The 16053-nt window shown below is 68.8% G+C and carries 16 protein-coding genes; 7 read left to right on the top strand and 9 right to left on the bottom strand.

Translation table 11 applies throughout. From position 1 onward, the window contains the following. Window positions 1-116 precede the first annotated feature (116 nt). The 5 genes from AU187_RS22385 to AU187_RS22365 are packed head-to-tail and all read right to left on the bottom strand — an operon-like array spanning window position 117 to window position 6026. Window positions 117-2345, bottom strand: coding sequence for an AAA family ATPase (locus AU187_RS22385; protein ID WP_059099249.1), 2229 nt, complete (start codon window positions 2343-2345; stop codon window positions 117-119). Continuing rightward, entirely contained in the window at window positions 2338-3198 is an 861-nt protein-coding gene (gene pssA / locus AU187_RS22380) for a CDP-diacylglycerol--serine O-phosphatidyltransferase (protein ID WP_172800337.1), read from the bottom strand. The genes AU187_RS22385 and pssA overlap by 8 nt, the downstream gene beginning before the upstream one ends. Further along, window positions 3195-3893, bottom strand: a complete 699-nt coding sequence (locus AU187_RS22375) for a phosphatidylserine decarboxylase (protein WP_059099248.1) — start codon at window positions 3891-3893, stop codon at window positions 3195-3197. The genes pssA and AU187_RS22375 overlap by 4 nt, the downstream gene beginning before the upstream one ends. A gap of 28 nt (window positions 3894-3921) precedes the next feature. Beyond that, entirely contained in the window at window positions 3922-5115 is a 1194-nt protein-coding gene (moeA, locus tag AU187_RS22370; RefSeq protein WP_059099247.1) for a molybdopterin molybdotransferase MoeA, read from the bottom strand. Next, window positions 5115-6026, bottom strand: a complete 912-nt coding sequence (locus tag AU187_RS22365) for an SDR family NAD(P)-dependent oxidoreductase (protein ID WP_059099321.1) — start codon at window positions 6024-6026, stop codon at window positions 5115-5117. Before AU187_RS22365 ends, moeA begins: the two co-directional genes overlap by 1 nt. Before the next feature lie 56 nt (window positions 6027-6082). On the opposite strand from AU187_RS22365, the gene AU187_RS22360 reads away from it, so the two are divergent. The 5 genes from AU187_RS22360 to AU187_RS22340 are packed head-to-tail and all read left to right on the top strand — an operon-like array spanning window position 6083 to window position 9696. Next, the gene (locus AU187_RS22360) at window positions 6083-6577 is read left to right on the top strand and encodes a PH domain-containing protein (protein ID WP_156425467.1); all 495 of its coding nucleotides are present in this window, start codon (window positions 6083-6085) and stop codon (window positions 6575-6577) included. After that, window positions 6574-8043, top strand: coding sequence for a PH domain-containing protein (locus AU187_RS22355; protein ID WP_059099246.1), 1470 nt, complete (start codon window positions 6574-6576; stop codon window positions 8041-8043). The genes AU187_RS22360 and AU187_RS22355 overlap by 4 nt, the downstream gene beginning before the upstream one ends. A gap of 25 nt (window positions 8044-8068) precedes the next feature. Further along, the gene (locus tag AU187_RS22350) at window positions 8069-8890 is read left to right on the top strand and encodes an HAD-IIA family hydrolase (protein WP_059099245.1); all 822 of its coding nucleotides are present in this window, start codon (window positions 8069-8071) and stop codon (window positions 8888-8890) included. Continuing rightward, window positions 8887-9159, top strand: coding sequence for an addiction module protein (locus tag AU187_RS22345; protein WP_231740302.1), 273 nt, complete (start codon window positions 8887-8889; stop codon window positions 9157-9159). Before AU187_RS22350 ends, AU187_RS22345 begins: the two co-directional genes overlap by 4 nt. A 36-nt stretch (window positions 9160-9195) precedes the next feature. Beyond that, window positions 9196-9696: an SRPBCC family protein gene (locus AU187_RS22340; protein WP_059099243.1), complete on the top strand. Its 501-nt coding sequence runs from the start codon at window positions 9196-9198 to the stop codon at window positions 9694-9696. Here the strand turns inward: AU187_RS22340 and AU187_RS22335 are convergent. Further along, entirely contained in the window at window positions 9693-11390 is a 1698-nt protein-coding gene (locus AU187_RS22335) for a DEAD/DEAH box helicase (protein ID WP_059099242.1), read from the bottom strand. The two genes, AU187_RS22340 and AU187_RS22335, sit on opposite strands and share 4 nt — an antisense overlap. Before the next feature lie 82 nt (window positions 11391-11472). After that, window positions 11473-11982, bottom strand: a complete 510-nt coding sequence (locus AU187_RS22330) for a cupin domain-containing protein (RefSeq protein ID WP_059099319.1) — start codon at window positions 11980-11982, stop codon at window positions 11473-11475. A gap of 282 nt (window positions 11983-12264) precedes the next feature. Between AU187_RS22330 and groL the strand changes: the two genes are divergently transcribed. Next, a complete protein-coding gene (groL, locus tag AU187_RS22325) occupies window positions 12265-13890 on the top strand; it encodes a chaperonin GroEL (protein ID WP_059099241.1) in 1626 nt (541 codons plus the stop codon). Window positions 13891-14001: 111 nt separating this feature from the next. On the opposite strand, the gene AU187_RS26090 is transcribed toward groL, so the two are convergent. Further along, window positions 14002-14481 carry an endonuclease domain-containing protein gene (locus AU187_RS26090; RefSeq protein ID WP_231740301.1) on the bottom strand — a complete coding sequence of 160 codons (480 nt, stop codon included), beginning with the start codon at window positions 14479-14481 and terminating at the stop codon, window positions 14002-14004. 439 nt (window positions 14482-14920) lie between these two features. Between AU187_RS26090 and AU187_RS22315 the strand changes: the two genes are divergently transcribed. Beyond that, on the top strand, window positions 14921-15433 hold the full coding sequence (locus tag AU187_RS22315) for a DinB family protein (RefSeq protein ID WP_059099240.1): 513 nt from the start codon (window positions 14921-14923) through the stop codon (window positions 15431-15433). A 10-nt stretch (window positions 15434-15443) separates the two neighbouring features. On the opposite strand, the gene AU187_RS22310 is transcribed toward AU187_RS22315, so the two are convergent. Further along, window positions 15444-15797 (bottom strand): VOC family protein, encoded by a 354-nt coding sequence (locus AU187_RS22310; protein WP_059099318.1) that lies wholly within the window; start codon window positions 15795-15797, stop codon window positions 15444-15446. Window positions 15798-16053 lie beyond the last annotated feature (256 nt).

The following is a 16053-nucleotide window of genomic DNA, read 5'->3' as shown; positions in this document are numbered from 1 at the left end:
GGTGTCGACTATGCCGCGCGAACTAGCCATTGTCAAGATACCGCTTGCCGAGCAGCCGTAAACTGCTCGCAAAACCCGCCTTTCTGAGGCCTTTTGCGTTTGTTCGCGACGGTGACTCAGCGGGCGGCGGAAAAGGCGCGCAGCGACTCGACTTGCGCCGCATCCAGCGACGGCCGCACGTTCTTGCGGGCCTGGGCGACGTCCGCCGCGGTGACGTCGGCGGCGTCGATCGAGCGTCGCATCGCGGTCAGCGCGGCTTCGCGCAGCAGTGCCACGCAATCGGCGGCGCTGTAGCCGTCGAGTTCGCCGGCCAGCGCATCGAGGTCGACGGCCTGCTCACCCTCGGAAGCCAGCGGTATCGACTTGCCGGCGGTGCGCAGGATCTCGCGACGGGCTTCGGCGTCGGGGGGTTCGACGAACACCAGCTTCTCCAGCCGGCCCGGGCGCAGCAGCGCGGGGTCGATCAGGTCGGGCCGGTTCGTCGCACCGAGCACCACCACATCGCGCAGCGGTTCGATGCCGTCGAGTTCGGTGAGCAGTGCGGCCACCACGCGATCGGTGACCCCGGAGTCGAAGCTCTGGCCGCGCCGCGGCGCCAGCGCGTCGATCTCGTCGAGGAACACCAGCGACGGCGCCGAGTCGCGGGCCCGCCGGAACAGCTCGCGCACCGCCTTCTCCGACGAGCCGACCCACTTGTCCATCAGCTCGGCGCCCTTGACCGCGTGCACCGACAGCCGGCCCGAGCTGGCCAGCGCCCGCACCACGAACGTCTTGCCGCAGCCGGGTGGCCCGTAGAGCAGCACGCCGCGCGGCGGAGCGACGCCGAGGCGTTGAAACGTGTCGGGATGCTGCAGCGGCCACAGCACCGCTTCCGTCAGCGCCTGTTTGGTGGCCGCCATGTCGCCGACGTCGTCGAGCGTCACCGAGCCGACCGACACCTCTTCGGTGGCCGACCGCGACAGCGGGCGGATGACGGTCGTAGCGCCCAGCAGGTCCTCCTGGGTCAGGGCCGGTGGCTCGCCGTCGGCGCTGGCTCGCGCGGCGGCCCGCAGCGCCGCCTCACGCACCAGTGCGGACAGATCGGCGACGACGAATCCCGGTGTGCGCCCGGCGATCTGCTCGAGGTCGAGGTCTTTGGCCGGAACATCGCGCAGCAGCACTTCCAGCAGCTGCTTGCGGATCGCGCCGTCGGGCAGGCTCAATCCGAGCTCGCGGTCGCACAGGTCGGGGGCGCGTAGCCGCGGGTCGACGTTGTCGGGTTGCTGTGAGGTCGCGACGAATGCCACCCCGGGGGTGGCGACCGCGTTGCGAAGTTCAGTGAGGATCAGCGTGGCCACCGGTTCGGCGGTGGACGGCAGCAGCGCGTCGATGTCGGTGATCAGCAGCACGCCACCGCCATCGCGGACGGTCGCGACCGCCGACGCCACGCTCGTCAGCCGGTCCTCGGCGCGCAGCGAGCCCACCTCGGGGCCGTCGAGTTCCACCAGCCGACGGTCGGCGCAGACCGCACGCACCATCGCGGCCTTGCCGACACCGGCGGGTCCGGACACCAGTACGCCGAGATTTGCTGTCGCGCCCAGTGTTTCGAGTAGCTCCGGCTGGTCGAGCGCCAGCTTGAGCCATTCGGTGAGCCGCTGCGCCTGCGCTTGTGCGCCTTTGAGGTCGTCGATGCCGAGCGCCGGCGGTGTCTTCTCCGGCGCGGTGACCACGGCCCGGCCGGTGGTGGTGTTCGCAGGCGGCGCGGCAGCCCCGCTCGCCGCGGCGTCGCCCCAGCCGACCGCCGAATTCGGTTGTACGCTCACGGGTCCCGCCGGATCGGTGCCCGTCACCGTCAACAGCTCGGACGTCCAGGTGATGCCGACCGACGACGCCAGCGCCGCGGTCGCGCGCGAGCTCGGGATGTCGGGTCCCAGTTCGCGCGGCAACAGCGACACGGTGTCACCGACCGTCATCACCTTGCCGAGCAATGCCTGCCGCAGCGTCGCGGGGGAGATGGACTGGCTGGCGAGCCGAGAGCCCGACAAAGTCACCGACCGCGCGCCGTAGACGGTGACCGGTGCGACGAGCACGGTGGTGTCCTCGCGCAGTCCGGCGTTGGACAGCGTGACGTCGTCGAGCAGCGCGGTGCCCGCCGGCACCCCGGCGGGTGCCTCGCCCACCACGGCGGACGTGGTGCGGGAACCGGTGAGCGATACGGCGTCCCATTCGCGAACACCAAGCGCGGCAATGGCTTCCGGGTGTAGACGGACCACCCCTCGGCGCGAGTCCAGCGCCGAGGTGTTCAGCCGCGCGGTCAAGGAGAGCTGGTGCCGGGGAGCCGGGCGGTCGGACTGCAGTTCACTCATGACGAGAACCGGGCTTGCGCAGTCCAAGTCGCATCACCGACCGGCGGTGCGGCTGGGCGCGGCGGATCGCCCGTCGGGCCGCCCGCTGTTGGCGCGGTTTGTCGTCCCATACCTCCGGATGCGCGGCCAGGAAGCGGCGGGTGCGGATCGCGAACGGGATGTGGACCACGTAGGCGCCGATGATGATCAGGATCACGACGTAGCCGTAGAGAATCGCCGCCGCGACACCGATCGCCACGAGCGCCAGCAGCGGCGCGACCATGTTGGGCGGCACCGAGAAGGTGTGGATCTTGCGCATCGGGATCGTGCTGACCACGAGCAGCGAGACGCCCACCATCCAGATGACGACCGCGGGTTCCGAAGTCCACCAGCCCTCGCCGAACTGCATCTTGGCGGCCAGCGGACCGATCGCGCCGATCGCGCCCGCGGGTGCGGGCATGCCGACGAAGTACTTCTTCTCGTAAGCCGGTTTGTCGACCTCGAGCATCGCGTTGAAGCGCGCCAGTCGCAGCACGATGCACACCGCATACACGAGCACCACGATCCAGCCGATCCGCGACTGCGACAGCAGTGTGCCGTAAACGATGAAAGCCGGTGCGACACCGAAGTTCACGGCGTCGGCCAGCGAGTCGATCTCCTCGCCCATGCGCGATGTCGCGCCGAGGGCGCGGGCGATGCGCCCGTCGAGCGCGTCGAGGATCGCGGCGACCGCCAGAAACGCCATCGCCTCGGTCGGCCGGTCGTCCAGCGCCATCTTGACCGCGCTCAGTCCGAGGCAGATCGCGGCGACCGTCATCGCGCTGGGCAGAATCCGCAGGCTGACGACGGAGCGTTTGATGCGGGGCCGGATCACGGCAGTTCGGCCAATACCGTCTCGCCCGCCAGCGCGCGCTGTCCCGTCGTCACCAGGATGTTGGAGCCCGCAGGCAGGTACGTGTCCAGCCGTGAGCCGTAGCGGATCAAACCGTAGGTCTGGCCGATCGCCAACTTGTCGCCCACTTTGGCGTCGCACACGATGCGCCGCGCCACCAGGCCCGCGATCTGCACGGCGATCACCTCGACGCCGTCGGCCGTGCGGATGAGAACGCTGTTGCGTTCGTTGTCCTCGCTGGCCGCCTCGAGTTCGGCCGAGCCGAACAATCCGGGCCGGTGCTCGACGGCGACGACCTCACCGCCGACCGGGGCCCGCTGCACGTGCGCGTCGAAGATCGACAGGAAGATGCTGATCCGCGGCAACGGCGTTGCGGGTAAACCGAGTTCGGCCGGGGGCGCTGCCTCCTCGATGAGGCAGATCAAGCCGTCCGCCGGTGCGACGACCAAACCGGGACGCGTCGGGGGCACCCGCGGGGGGTGCCGGAAGAACGCCGCGTTCGCGGCGGCCGACGTCAGCGCGGCACCGCGCAGCCACCGGTTTCGCCGTCCCAGGGCCGCGGCCGCGAGGCTGGCGCCGACGAACGGCAGCCCGGCAGGGTGCATCGGGGGGATGGTGGTACGGGCCAGCGCCAAGAGCCGCGCGGGGCCGGATTTCAGGTCGGGGCGTCTGGCCATCGTGCAGCGATTCTACGGGCCAAGCCGGTCAGGCCAGGTCCCACACCTGAACCTGCGACCCTGCCGGCAACGCGTCGACGTCCTCAGCGATCTCCAGGAGGCAGTTCGCCGACGCCAGCCAGCGCAGGTGGTGCGAGGCGGGTGGGCCGTAGCTGGTCACCGTTCCGGCGTCGGCGTCCAGCACGCCGCGGCGGAACTGCCGCTTGCCGCGCGGCGACGTGATGTCGTCGGTCAGAAGCGCGGTGCGTCGCGGCCGGTCGGGGTTGGGCAGGCCCATCGCGGCGCGCAGCGGCGGCCGGATGAAGACCTCGAACGACACCAGCGCGCTCACCGGATTTCCGGGCAGCGTGATGATCGGTGTGTTGTCCACTCTCCCGCAGCCTTGCGGCATCCCCGGCTGCATGGCCACCTTGACGAACTCCACCGATCCGCCGAGTGCGTCCTTGACGACCTCGTAGGCGCCCGCGCTCACGCCCCCGGTCGTGATGATGAGGTCGGCGTCGCCGGTATGCCGCGCCAGGGCGTCGCGGAACGACTCGACGTCGTCCCCGGTCATCGGCGAAGCCACCACGTCGGCGCCCGCGTCGCGCAGTGCAGCGGCCAGCATCACCGCATTCGACTCGTAGATCTGACCGGGCGCCAGCGGGGTGCCGGGTGCGACCAGTTCGGTGCCGGTGGACATCACGAGCACCCGCTGCCGCGGGATCACGGTGAGCTCGCCGAGGCCCAGCGCGGCCGCGAGCCCCAACGCGGCAGGTGTGACCGCCTGCCCGGCGCGCAGCACCGCCGTACCGGCGGTGACATCCTCGCCGGCCCGCCGGATGTGCTTGCCCGGTCTCGCGCCGGCGCGGATCTCCACGGTGTCGGTGGCCGCGTCGGTCGCCTCGACCGGCACCACCGCGGTCGCACCTGCGGGCAACATCGCGCCGGTCATGATGCGGTGTGCCGTACCGGGTTTCAGCGTCAGCACATCGGTGCGGCCCGCCGGGATGTCCTCGGCGACGGGCAGTCGGACCGGATGCTCGGGCGTCGCCGCCGCCACGTCCTCGGCGACCACGGCGTATCCGTCCATCGCGGAGTTGTCGAAGCCGGGCAGCGACAACGGTGCGACGACATCGTCGGCCAGCACCAGGCCCAGCGCGTCGGCGATCGGCATGCTGACCGGTGCGCGGCGGGCGATCAACGCGGCGACGACGCGCTGATGCTCTTCGACGGTGCGCATCAGATGGGGTACGTGACGCCGGTCAGCTCCTCGGACATGGTCCACAACCGGCGCTGGATGTCTTCGTTGTGCGATTGTTCGCTCGAGGCAACGACTTTCGGGTGCCCTTTGACCTCGCCGATGCCGTCGGGACCGTAGTACTGCCCGCCCTGGACGGCCGGGTCGGTGGCCGCCCGAAGCGTCGACAGCGCGCCCATCGACGCCGGCTGGGTGGCGATCTTCCAGACGAAGTCGGGAACGAAGCCGGGGATGTAGCGCATCAACTCGGTGTCGGAGAAGCCGGGATGCGCGGCCGCGGCGATCGTCGGCGCGCCTTTGAGTTTGAGCCGTCGCTGCAGTTCGTAGGTGAACAGGAGGTTGGCCAGCTTCGACTGCCCGTAGGCCTGCACCCGGTTGTACCCGGTTTCGAAGTGGGGGTCCTCGAAGCGGATTCGGGCCATGATCCGGTGCCCGACGCTGCTGACCGTCACGATGCGCGACCCGTCGACGGTCAGCAGATGGTCGAGCAGCAGGCCGGTCAACGCGAAGTGGCCGAGGTGGTTTGTGCCGAACTGCATTTCGAAGCCGTCTCGGGTGGGCTCGCGGTTCGGCACGTACATCACGCCGGCGTTGTTGATCAGCAGGTCGATGCGCGGATGCGCCGCGCGCAGCTCCTCGGCGGCCCTGCGGACGCTGTCGAGTGAGGACAGGTCGAGCTCCTGCAGTGTGATGACGGCGTTGGGGCTGGCCGCCTTGATGCGGTCCCTGGCCTCGGTCCCCTTGTCGAGGTTGCGCACCGCCAGCACGACCTGGGCGCCCTTGGCGGCCAGCGCGGCCGCGGTGTCGTAGCCCAGGCCGCTGTTCGCGCCGGTGACGATGGCGGTCCGCCCGGACTGATCCGGAATGTCGGCCGCGGTCCACTTGCTGCCCATGACGCTCAACATACCCAGCGACCGATGCCGTCGCGGTTACCTACGCTGGACGCTTGATGACCGATCTCGTGAATCTCTCCGACCCCGCGAACAAGCCGAGCCGCAAGGCGCCCTTGGTGTGGGCGATCGGCGCGGCGATTCCATGGTCGGTGCTCGCGGTCGGGCAGTTCGTGTGGTTGTTGGTGGACCCGCACGTGTGGTGGGTGCACGCACTCGCGGCGGTGGGCACGCTGCTGGGCATCGCCGTGTTCGTCGTGGTGGTGCCCCTCTGGCGGTACCGGGTGCATCGGTGGGACGTCGACCCGCGGGCCGTGTACACCCGCACCGGTTGGCTGACCCAGGAGCGCCGGATCGCGCCCATCTCGCGCGTGCAGACCGTCGACACCGAACGCGGACCGCTGGATCGGCTGTTCGGGCTCGCGAACGTGACCGTGACGACCGCGTCGTCGGCGGGCGCGGTGCGCATCGTGGCGTTGGACGCCGACGTCGCCGACGGGGTTGTCGCGCGCCTCACCGACATCGCCGCGCTCGGCGGCGAGGACGCCACATGACGAGCGCCGTCCCCGTCGAGGGCGACTGGCAGCGGCTCAGCCCGCGGATGCTGTTGGTGCACCCCGTGCACGAGGTGATACGCCAGATCCCGGTGATCGTCGGGACGCTGGTGCTCGGCACCGCGACGGGCAACCCGCTGCTGGCGTACGCCGCACTGGGGGTGACCGTGGCGATCGGCTTGGCACGCTGGTTCACCACCACCTACCGCATCGGCGCCGAGGACGTCCAGCTACGGACCGGCGTATTGCAGCGCAAGCTGCTCTCGGTGCCGCGCAACAGGATTCGATCGGTGTCCACCGAGGCGCGGCTACTGCACCGGCTGCTGGGGTTGACGGTGGTGCGGGTCGGCACGGGTCAGGAGGCCAGGGGCGACGCAGTGTTCGCGCTCGACGCCGTGCGCTCCGAGCAGGTGGGCCGGCTGCGCGCGGTGCTGCTGGCCGACTCGCTGGCGGCAGATGCGGAGCAGCCGAGCGCGCCGGGCCGGGTGCTCGCCCGGTGGACGCCGTCGTGGCTGCGCTACAGCCCGCTCAGCTTCACCGGGCTCGCGATGATCGCCGCGGCGGTCGGTCTGGTGTACCAGGTGGGTGCTCAGGGCGCGGTCCGCGACTCGGAGGTCGCGCGGTCGGGGCTGGCGGCCGCGGAACGGTTCGGGGTGGCGGCCAGCATCGCCGTTGCGGCGGTGGCCATCCTGGCGGCCTCGGTGGTGCTCTCGGTTCTGCAGTCGTTGTTGAGCTACGGAAACCTCGAGCTGCGGCGCGACTTCGAGGTGCTGCATCTCAAGCACGGTCTGGTCCGGGTCCGCGAGCACACCTTCGACATGCGCCGGCTGCGCGGGGGCACGCTGCGGGAACCGTTGCTGGTGCGGTTGCTCGGCGGCGCCCGCCTCGACGCGGTGATGACCGGTGTCGGGGGAGAGGGCGAGGCGTCTCTGCTATTGCCGCCGTGTCCGAAACGCACGGCCGAGGCGATGTTGACCGACCTGATCGAACGCCGCGACGCGGTGACCGGTCCCCTTCGCACGCACGGCCCCGTCGCGACGCGCCGGCGGTGGACACGCGCGCTGGTACTGCCCGCGCTCGTGGCGGTAGCGCTGCTCGTCGCGCCGACGCCGGCCTGGGTGTGGGCGCCGTGGACCGTGCTGGCCGCGGGTTGCGCGCTGTTGGCCGTCGACCGTGCCCGGTCGTTGGGACACCGGGTGGGCGACGGCTGGCTGGTCGCACGTACCGGCAGCCTGCAGCGCCGACGGGACTGCATCGAGGCGTCGGGCATCATCGGCTGGACCGTGCGTCAGACCTGGATGCAGCGCCGGGCCGGGGTCGCGACGTTGGTGGCCGCGACCGCCGCGGGGGTCAAGCGCTATCAGGTGATCGACGTACCCGCGGATCTGGCGTGGTCGATCGCCGCCGAGGCGTCGCCATGGGTCGCCGACACGAGGTGGGCGGGCGCGGGGTCCGAGTTGCGCTGACCGGCGCGCCGTTTACTGTCGGGCCATGGCGATCGGTGGGGTGCTGTTCGACATCGACGGCGTGCTGGTGACGTCGTGGCAGCCGATCGCCGGTGCGGCAGACACCGTGCGGGCGTTGACCGACAACCAGATTGCCTGCGCGTACCTGACCAACACGACGACGAAGACCCGCGGGCAGATCGCCGAGTTGCTCACCGAGGCGGGGATGCATGTCCGCCCCGACGAGGTGATCACCGCAGCGGTGCTGACCGCGCAGTACGTCCGCGACACCTATCCCGACGCCCGGTGTTTCCTGGTCAACAGCGGGCAGATCGCCGAGGACATGCCTGGTATCGACATCGTGTATTCGGACGAGTTCGACGGGCCCCAAGCCCCCGACGCCCCGGACGTGGTGCTGCTGGGCGGCGCGGGCCCGCAGTACACCCACCTGACGCTGTCGTGGGTCTACGACTGGATGGCTCAGGGTGTCCCGGTGGTCGCGATGCACCGCAGCACCGCATGGACGACGACCGACGGGTTGCGCATCGACACCGGCATGTACCTCATCGGGATGGAGGAGACGTCCGGCCGCAAAGCCACCGCGGTCGGTAAGCCCGCACCCGAGGGGTTCCTCGCTGCGGCAAGCCGTCTCGGCGTCGAGCCCGATGAGATGTACATGATCGGTGACGACCTCAACAACGACGTGCTGGCCGCGCAGGTGGTCGGCATGACCGGGGTTCTCGTGCGCACCGGAAAATTCCGCCAGGACACGCTCGACCGTTGGGCCGCAGACGAATTCGCGATGCAGCCGAACCACGTACTCGACTCCGTCGCCGATCTGCCCGAACTGCTCGAGCTCGGGGGATGACGATGTGGCAACGGATGCAGCAGATGCTGCTGCAGCGGGGCATCAATACCTACCTCGAGCTCGCGTTGTGGCTCGCGTTGCTCTACACGGTCATCGGCGTCGGGTATGCGATGTTCCACATCGAGCTGCTCGGGCAGTTGGAGGCGGCGTTGTCCGGCGACTTCACGATCTTCGCCAACATCGCGGCGCTGGTGGTCGCGGTGGCGCTCTGGCCGCTGCTGTTGGTCAGCTCGCTGGTATGCGGGGTGGCCGGCTGCGGGGTGTTTTAGCGATGACTTCTCGCGGCCGGGCCAGTCAGTACCGACATGACTGAAGAACGCATACAGGCGAGAACAACCGTCAACGCTGGAATCGAGACCGTGTTCGACGTGCTGGCCGACCCCTCGACACATCAGGACATCGACGGCACGGGCTGGGTGCGCGAATCGCTGGACGGAAAGACACTCGCCGAGCCAGGCCAGATCTTCCGGATGGCGATGTACCACGACAACCATCCCGCGAAGGCCTACGAGATGTCCAACCGCGTCGAGATCCTCGACCGCCCGAACGCGATCGCGTGGCAACCAGGCCAGGGCCCCGACGACCGAGGCAACATGATGCCCGGCGCGGAAGTCGAATTCGGCGGTTGGGTGTGGCGGTACGACCTCGAGGCCTCGGGGCCGGGCAGCACGGCGGTCACGTTGACCTATGACTGGTCGAATGTTCCCGCGTCGTACCGTCGCGACATCCCGTTTCCACCGTTCGACCCGTCGCACCTGGACAATTCGCTCAAGAACCTGGCATCCGTGGCCGAGGCGCGCCGCTAAGGCTGGAGGCTGCGGACCGCCTCGATGCGGGCCCGCAGCTGATCCGTCGTGGCCGCCGCGACGGCCGGCCCGCCGCAGATCCGGCGCAGCTCCTTGTGGATCCAGCCGTGTGGCTTGCCGGTGCGGTGGTGCGCGATGGACACCAGCGTGTTGAGCTCCTTGCGTAGTTCGCGGAGCTGGCCGTGGGTGGACACCCGGGGCACCTCGCCCGAGGCGGTCTGGCGAGTCAACTGTTCTTCCTGCCTGCGGCGCAACAGGTCTCGCATCTGATCCGCGTCGAGCAGCCCGGGGATGCCGAGGTAGTCGGCCTCCTCCTCGCTGCCCGCAGGCGTTGCGGTGCCGAACGAGGAGCCGTCGAAGATGACCTGGTCGAGCTCGGCGTCGGCGCCCAGCATCTCGAAACCGTTGTCGAGCTCGCCCGCCTCGTCTTTCTGTTTGTTGGCCTCCTCGAGGGCCGCGTCGTCCCACTCGCCCTGCGACTCGCGGTGCGGCCTGCCGAGCACGTGGTCGCGCTGCGCCTCCATCTCGCTGGCCAGGTCGAGCAGCGCAGGCACCGACGGCAGGAAGATGCTCGCGGTCTCGCCGGGACGACGGGATCGGACGAAGCGGCCGATCGCCTGGGCGAAGAACAGCGGGGTCGACGCGCTGGTCGCGTATACGCCGACGGCCAGCCGCGGCACGTCGACACCCTCGGAAACCATGCGCACGGCGACCAGCCAGCGGCTGCTGCCCCCCGCGTACTCGGCGATGCGCTCCGAGGACCCGGGATCGTCGGAGAGCACGAGCGTCGGCGGTTCCCCGGTCAGCGTGGTGAGCACCTTGGCGTAGGCGCGTGCCGCCTTCTGGTCCGACGCGATCACCATCGCCCCCGCGTCGGGCACGCCGCCGTTGCGCAACTGCGTGAGCCGGGTGTCGGCGGCCTGCAGAACCGCGGGAATCCACTCGCCCTCGGGGTTGAGCACGGTGCGCCACGCGCGTGCGGTCTGCTCGGCGTTGAGTGGTTCGCCGAGCCGCGCCGCATACTCCTCGCCGGCGCTGGTGCGCCAGCGTGCCTCGCCGGAGTAGGCCAGGAACACCACCGGCCGCACCACGCCGTCGGCCAGCGCGTCGGAGTAGCCGTAGATGTGGTCGGCGCGTGAGCGCAGGACCCCTTCACCGTCGGGTTCGTAGGTGACGAACGGGATCGGGCTGTCGTCGCTGCGGAACGGGGTGCCGGTCAGCGACAGTCGGCGGGTGGCGTCGCCGAACGCCTCGCGCATCGCCTCGCCCCAGCTCTTCGCGTCGCCGCCGTGGTGGATCTCGTCGAAGACGACGAGCGTGCGGTAGTTCTCGGTGCGCACCCGATGCCGGGTCGGGTGGCTGGCCACCTGGGCGTAGGTGACGACGACGCCGTGGTACTCCGAGGAAGTGTGCGAGGCGCTGTTGGAGAACTTCGGGTCCAGCGAGAGGCCGAGCCTCGCGGCGGCCAGCGCCCACTGGATTTTGAGGTGTTCGGTCGGCACGACGACGGTGATCCGCTCGACGGTGCCGTCGGCCAACAGCTCACCGGCCACGCGCAGGGCAAACGTCGTCTTACCCGCGCCGGGAGTTGCCACGGCAAGGAAATCGCGCGGTTTGGCGCCAAGATACCGCACCAATGCCCGACGCTGCCAGCCTCGCAAAGCCTGGGTGTCGGGCGCTGCTTCTGCCCGCACCCAGAGACTCCTCACTGATCGGACAGCAGCCTAGCGCAACGGATTACGGCCGCGCACCTTTCAAAGCGTGTCGTGCGGCGTGTCACTCCACGAAGTGATTGTCATGCTTGGTGAACCACTGGCTGCGCTCCTCGTCGGTGAGCTCGCCGAGTTGGGCCAACCCTTCGAAGTACGCCTCGCGCGGCGCGCCCGGAGCAAACAACATCAGCAGCGACGTCGGCTCGTCTGCCTCGTTGCGGAAGCCGTGGACGCCGCCCGGTGGCACATAGAGGAAGTCGTGCGGGTGCCCGTCGATCCAGTCCCTACCGTCGTAGAGCCTGACCGTGCCGGACAACACGAAGAACGCCTCGGAGATGGCGCGGTGGAAGTGCGGTCCGGGTCCGCCGCCGTTGGGCGCGATCTCCACGCGGTAGAGCCCGTAGTCGCCGTCGGTCGCCTTTTGGTTCGCCAGATAGTGGTACTTCACCAGACCGAATGCGTCGTAGTCCGCGGGCTCGGTGGCGCGCCGCAACCAGGCACTGGCCTCCGGCTCCTCCGCGGTGTAGCGGGCCGGCGGATAGGGTGGCACGTTCCGGGGATCCCACAGCGACATCAGCGTCAGCCTGCCACACCGGGCCGACGCGCGTTGACGGGCCGCGAGCGGCGGGAACGCGGCGCCGAACGACCTTGCACTCGCCATGGCCGAGTGCTAGAAATGCAATTGGCACTCGCGACCGGTGAGTGCTAGGTCGGGACGGTGAGGCAACGGGCCGCATCTGCGGAGCACACCCGAGCCGTCCGTCGCGGGCACTGCACCCGACCGCAGCTTTGATGGAGCGACCCGCACGCGGTCGCTCTTGATGTGCACTACCCACTTTCGGAGGAACACTTCGCAATGGCCAAGACAATTGCGTACGACGAAGAGGCCCGCCGGGGCCTCGAGCGGGGCCTGAACAGCCTCGCCGACGCGGTAAAGGTGACGTTGGGGCCCAAGGGTCGCAACGTCGTCCTGGAGAAGAAGTGGGGCGCCCCCACGATCACCAACGATGGTGTTTCCATCGCCAAGGAGATCGAACTGGAGGACCCGTACGAGAAGATCGGCGCTGAGCTGGTCAAGGAAGTCGCCAAGAAGACCGACGACGTCGCCGGCGACGGCACCACGACGGCAACGGTCCTCGCCCAGGCGCTGGTGCGCGAGGGTCTGCGCAACGTGGCCGCCGGCGCCAACCCGCTCGGCCTCAAGCGCGGCATCGAGAAGGCCGTCGAGAAGATCACCGAGACGCTGCTGAAGTCGGCCAAGGAGGTCGAGACCAAGGAGCAGATCGCCGCCACCGCCGCGATCTCCGCCGGTGATACCCAGATCGGCGAGCTGATCGCCGAGGCCATGGACAAGGTCGGCAACGAGGGTGTCATCACCGTCGAGGAGTCCAACACCTTCGGCCTGCAGCTCGAGCTCACCGAGGGCATGCGCTTCGACAAGGGCTACATCTCGGGTTACTTCGTCACCGACGCCGAGCGGCAGGAAGCGGTCCTCGAGGATCCGTACATCCTGCTCGTGTCGTCGAAGGTGTCGACGGTCAAGGATCTGCTGCCGCTGCTGGAGAAGGTCATCCAGTCCGGCAAGCCGCTGCTGATCATCGCCGAGGATGTCGAGGGCGAGGCGCTGTCCACGCTCGTCGTGAACAAGATCCGCGGCACCTTCAAGTCCGTCGCCGTCAAGGCCCCGGGCTTCGGTGACCGCCGCAAGGCGATGCTGCAGGACATGGCCATCCTCACCGGTGGTCAGGTCATCAGCGAAGAGGTCGGGCTCTCGCTCGAGACCGCCGACGTCTCGCTGCTGGGCAAGGCGCGCAAGGTCGTCGTCACCAAGGACGAGACCACGATCGTCGAGGGTGCCGGTGATTCCGACGCCATCGCCGGCCGCGTGGCCCAGATCCGCGCCGAGATCGAGAACAGTGACAGCGACTACGACCGCGAGAAGCTGCAGGAGCGCCTGGCCAAGCTGGCCGGCGGTGTTGCGGTGATCAAGGCCGGCGCTGCCACCGAGGTCGAGCTCAAGGAGCGCAAGCACCGCATCGAGGACGCGGTCCGCAACGCCAAGGCGGCCGTCGAGGAGGGCATCGTCGCCGGTGGCGGCGTGGCCCTGCTGCAGTCCTCGCCGGCGCTGGACGATCTGAAGCTCGAAGGTGACGAGGCCACCGGCGCGAACATCGTTCGGGTGGCGCTCGAGGCTCCGCTGAAGCAGATCGCCCTCAACGGTGGCCTGGAGCCGGGCGTGGTGGCCGAGAAGGTCCGCAACTCGGACAAGGGCGTCGGCCTCAACGCCGCGACCGGTGATTACGAGGACCTGCTCAAGGCCGGCGTTGCCGACCCGGTGAAGGTGACGCGTTCGGCGCTGCAGAACGCGGCGTCCATCGCGGCGCTGTTCCTGACCACCGAGGCGGTCGTCGCCGACAAGCCGGAGAAGGCGGCCGCTGGTCCGGCCGACCCGACCGGTGGCATGGGCGGCATGGACTTCTGAGTCTGTCCCACTGGAAAGAGCCCGGTCTGCTTCGGCAGGCCGGGCTTTTTCGTGCCTGACGCAACGTCGCGCTGAGAGCGTCGTCGCGGCTATATATCCACGGCGACGCTCTCAGACTGACGTTGTGATTGCACGGCGATGCCATCGCCGCCGAATAACAGATTGAATGTCGGCGAACACCACGTCCCAGCGATGCACGACATCCTCATACGTCAGCCGAATCACCAGATACCCCAACCCGGTCGCAACTCTGTCCCGTGTCCGGTCCACCTGGTACTTGGGCAGGTGGTGCTCGCGGCTGTCGGCTTCGATGATGAGACGATTGCCCACGAGAAAGTCGACGCGCCCCACTCCCGCAATCACCACTTGAGTCCGCAAGTGGATTCCGGCGGCCCGCAGCCGCAACCTGATCATCGTCTCTGTTCCCGATTCGCTCTTGGGGTCGCACCGCTCGGCGAGGTTGAGGCGTGCGAAACGCGATGCTGCGACAATTGATCTCGCATCTGCCATGTCGATCATCCGCTTGTTCAGCATCGAGTCGAGCACGATGACCAACCCTTCCGCATCGAGACAGTTCGCCGCCGACGCCACCGCGATCTCTATCGGGTCGATCGCACCGATGGTGGGTGGATTCAGACGGTGGGGCTGGCAGGAGCGAACTCCGGGACGGGACCGGCGTGCTCGGGCGGAATAGCGGATGTGCAATTCGGAATCGGGAAACCCAAATGTGCCGGTGGCGTAGCGCCGACACGCAACCAAGCACACCCCCGGCCGAAACGGCTCGAACGACGTGAGGGTTGGCAGCCGGACTGACGTACCAACCCCGCCGGACCGGCCGCCAACCCTGCGGCAGCTTCTTGATCTGCGAATACGACCATCCTGCTGTGCGCAACTGTGCCACGGACACGACTCCGCCGTTTGCAGCGAGGATGCGTTCGAAATCCGCCACCGCTCAATAGCAGCCCACAACCGCGGCGGTCGAAAGGGCGCTTGTCGCCAACCTGTGGATAACTGCGGTTGTATTGTCCCCGTGACGGAAATCGAACGGCTCGCCCCGCCGCTGAACGCCGACGAACGCACGACGCTGGAAGCATGGCTCGACTTCTACCGCGCGACGCTGGCCATGAAGTGCGAAGGGATGGACGACGTCGAACTGAGCACCGCCAGCGTCGAACCGTCGCCGCTGACCCTGCTCGGACTGGTCCAGCACATGGCCGAGGTGGAACGCAACTGGTTCCGCCGCGTGCTGGCCGGTGAAGACGCCCCGCCGATTTACGGCTCGACAGTTCGCGCGTCCGGCCACGACGGTGGGTTCGACCTGTCAGAGCAGTCGACTTTCGCTGCGGCGCAAGCGGTTTGGCGCACCGAGATCATGCAGGCCCGCGCAAACTGCGCCACCCGCGACCTGACCGACACCTGCCCTTTCAACGGCGGTGAAGTCAGCCTGCGGTGGATCTACCTGCACATGATCGGCGAGTACGCCCGCCACTGCGGGCAAGCCGACCTCATCCGCGAGCGGATCGACGGCGCTACGGGCGTTTGAGGCGCCGGCGTCAGGCCGGGTGGTCGACGATGTTGAGGACGTTGCCGTCCGGTGCCCGGACGAAGAAGCGTTGCACCCCCCACGCCTCCGTCGTCAGCGGATGCACGATCTCATAGCCGCGCTGCTGCGCGTCTGCGTACGCGGCGCCGACGTCGTCGACGCATACCGACACCACGGGATCCTCCGGGGCGGTCGCATCACGGGTGACCAATTGGACGTTGGCTCCGGTGTCCGGGGAGGTGTAGCGGGCCACCCAACCCAAGTTGAATTCTTCGGTGCGCAAACCCAGGAAGTCGACGTAGAAGCTGTTGGCGGCCTCGATGTCGGCAACCCGAAGATCAGCTATCACGCGCGTGGTGCGCATGGCAGCGGGTGACTTGTCGTCGAGCGGCACGCAGTCGTGCCGACAGTCCGGGCTGGTCGACGTCGACTCCGCGGTGGCCTTGCGGTGCAGCACCGCACGGGTCGGTTCGATTGTCAGCGTCTCGTTCGACGGTTGTGCGCGGCCATCGACGATCAGCGAGTACCCGCCGGCCTCGCGCGGCGGCCACACGACCGTGACGTCGCCGTGCCGCTCGGTGTTCTCGCGCGTGTGCCTGCCGACCGTGCCGACGTCGAGG

The sequence above is a fragment of the Mycobacterium sp. IS-1556 genome, from assembly GCF_001499985.1.
Lineage (GTDB): Bacteria > Actinomycetota > Actinomycetes > Mycobacteriales > Mycobacteriaceae > Mycobacterium.
The sequence above is the reverse complement of the archived record's forward strand: the minus strand, read 5'-3'. Positions and strand labels throughout refer to the sequence as shown.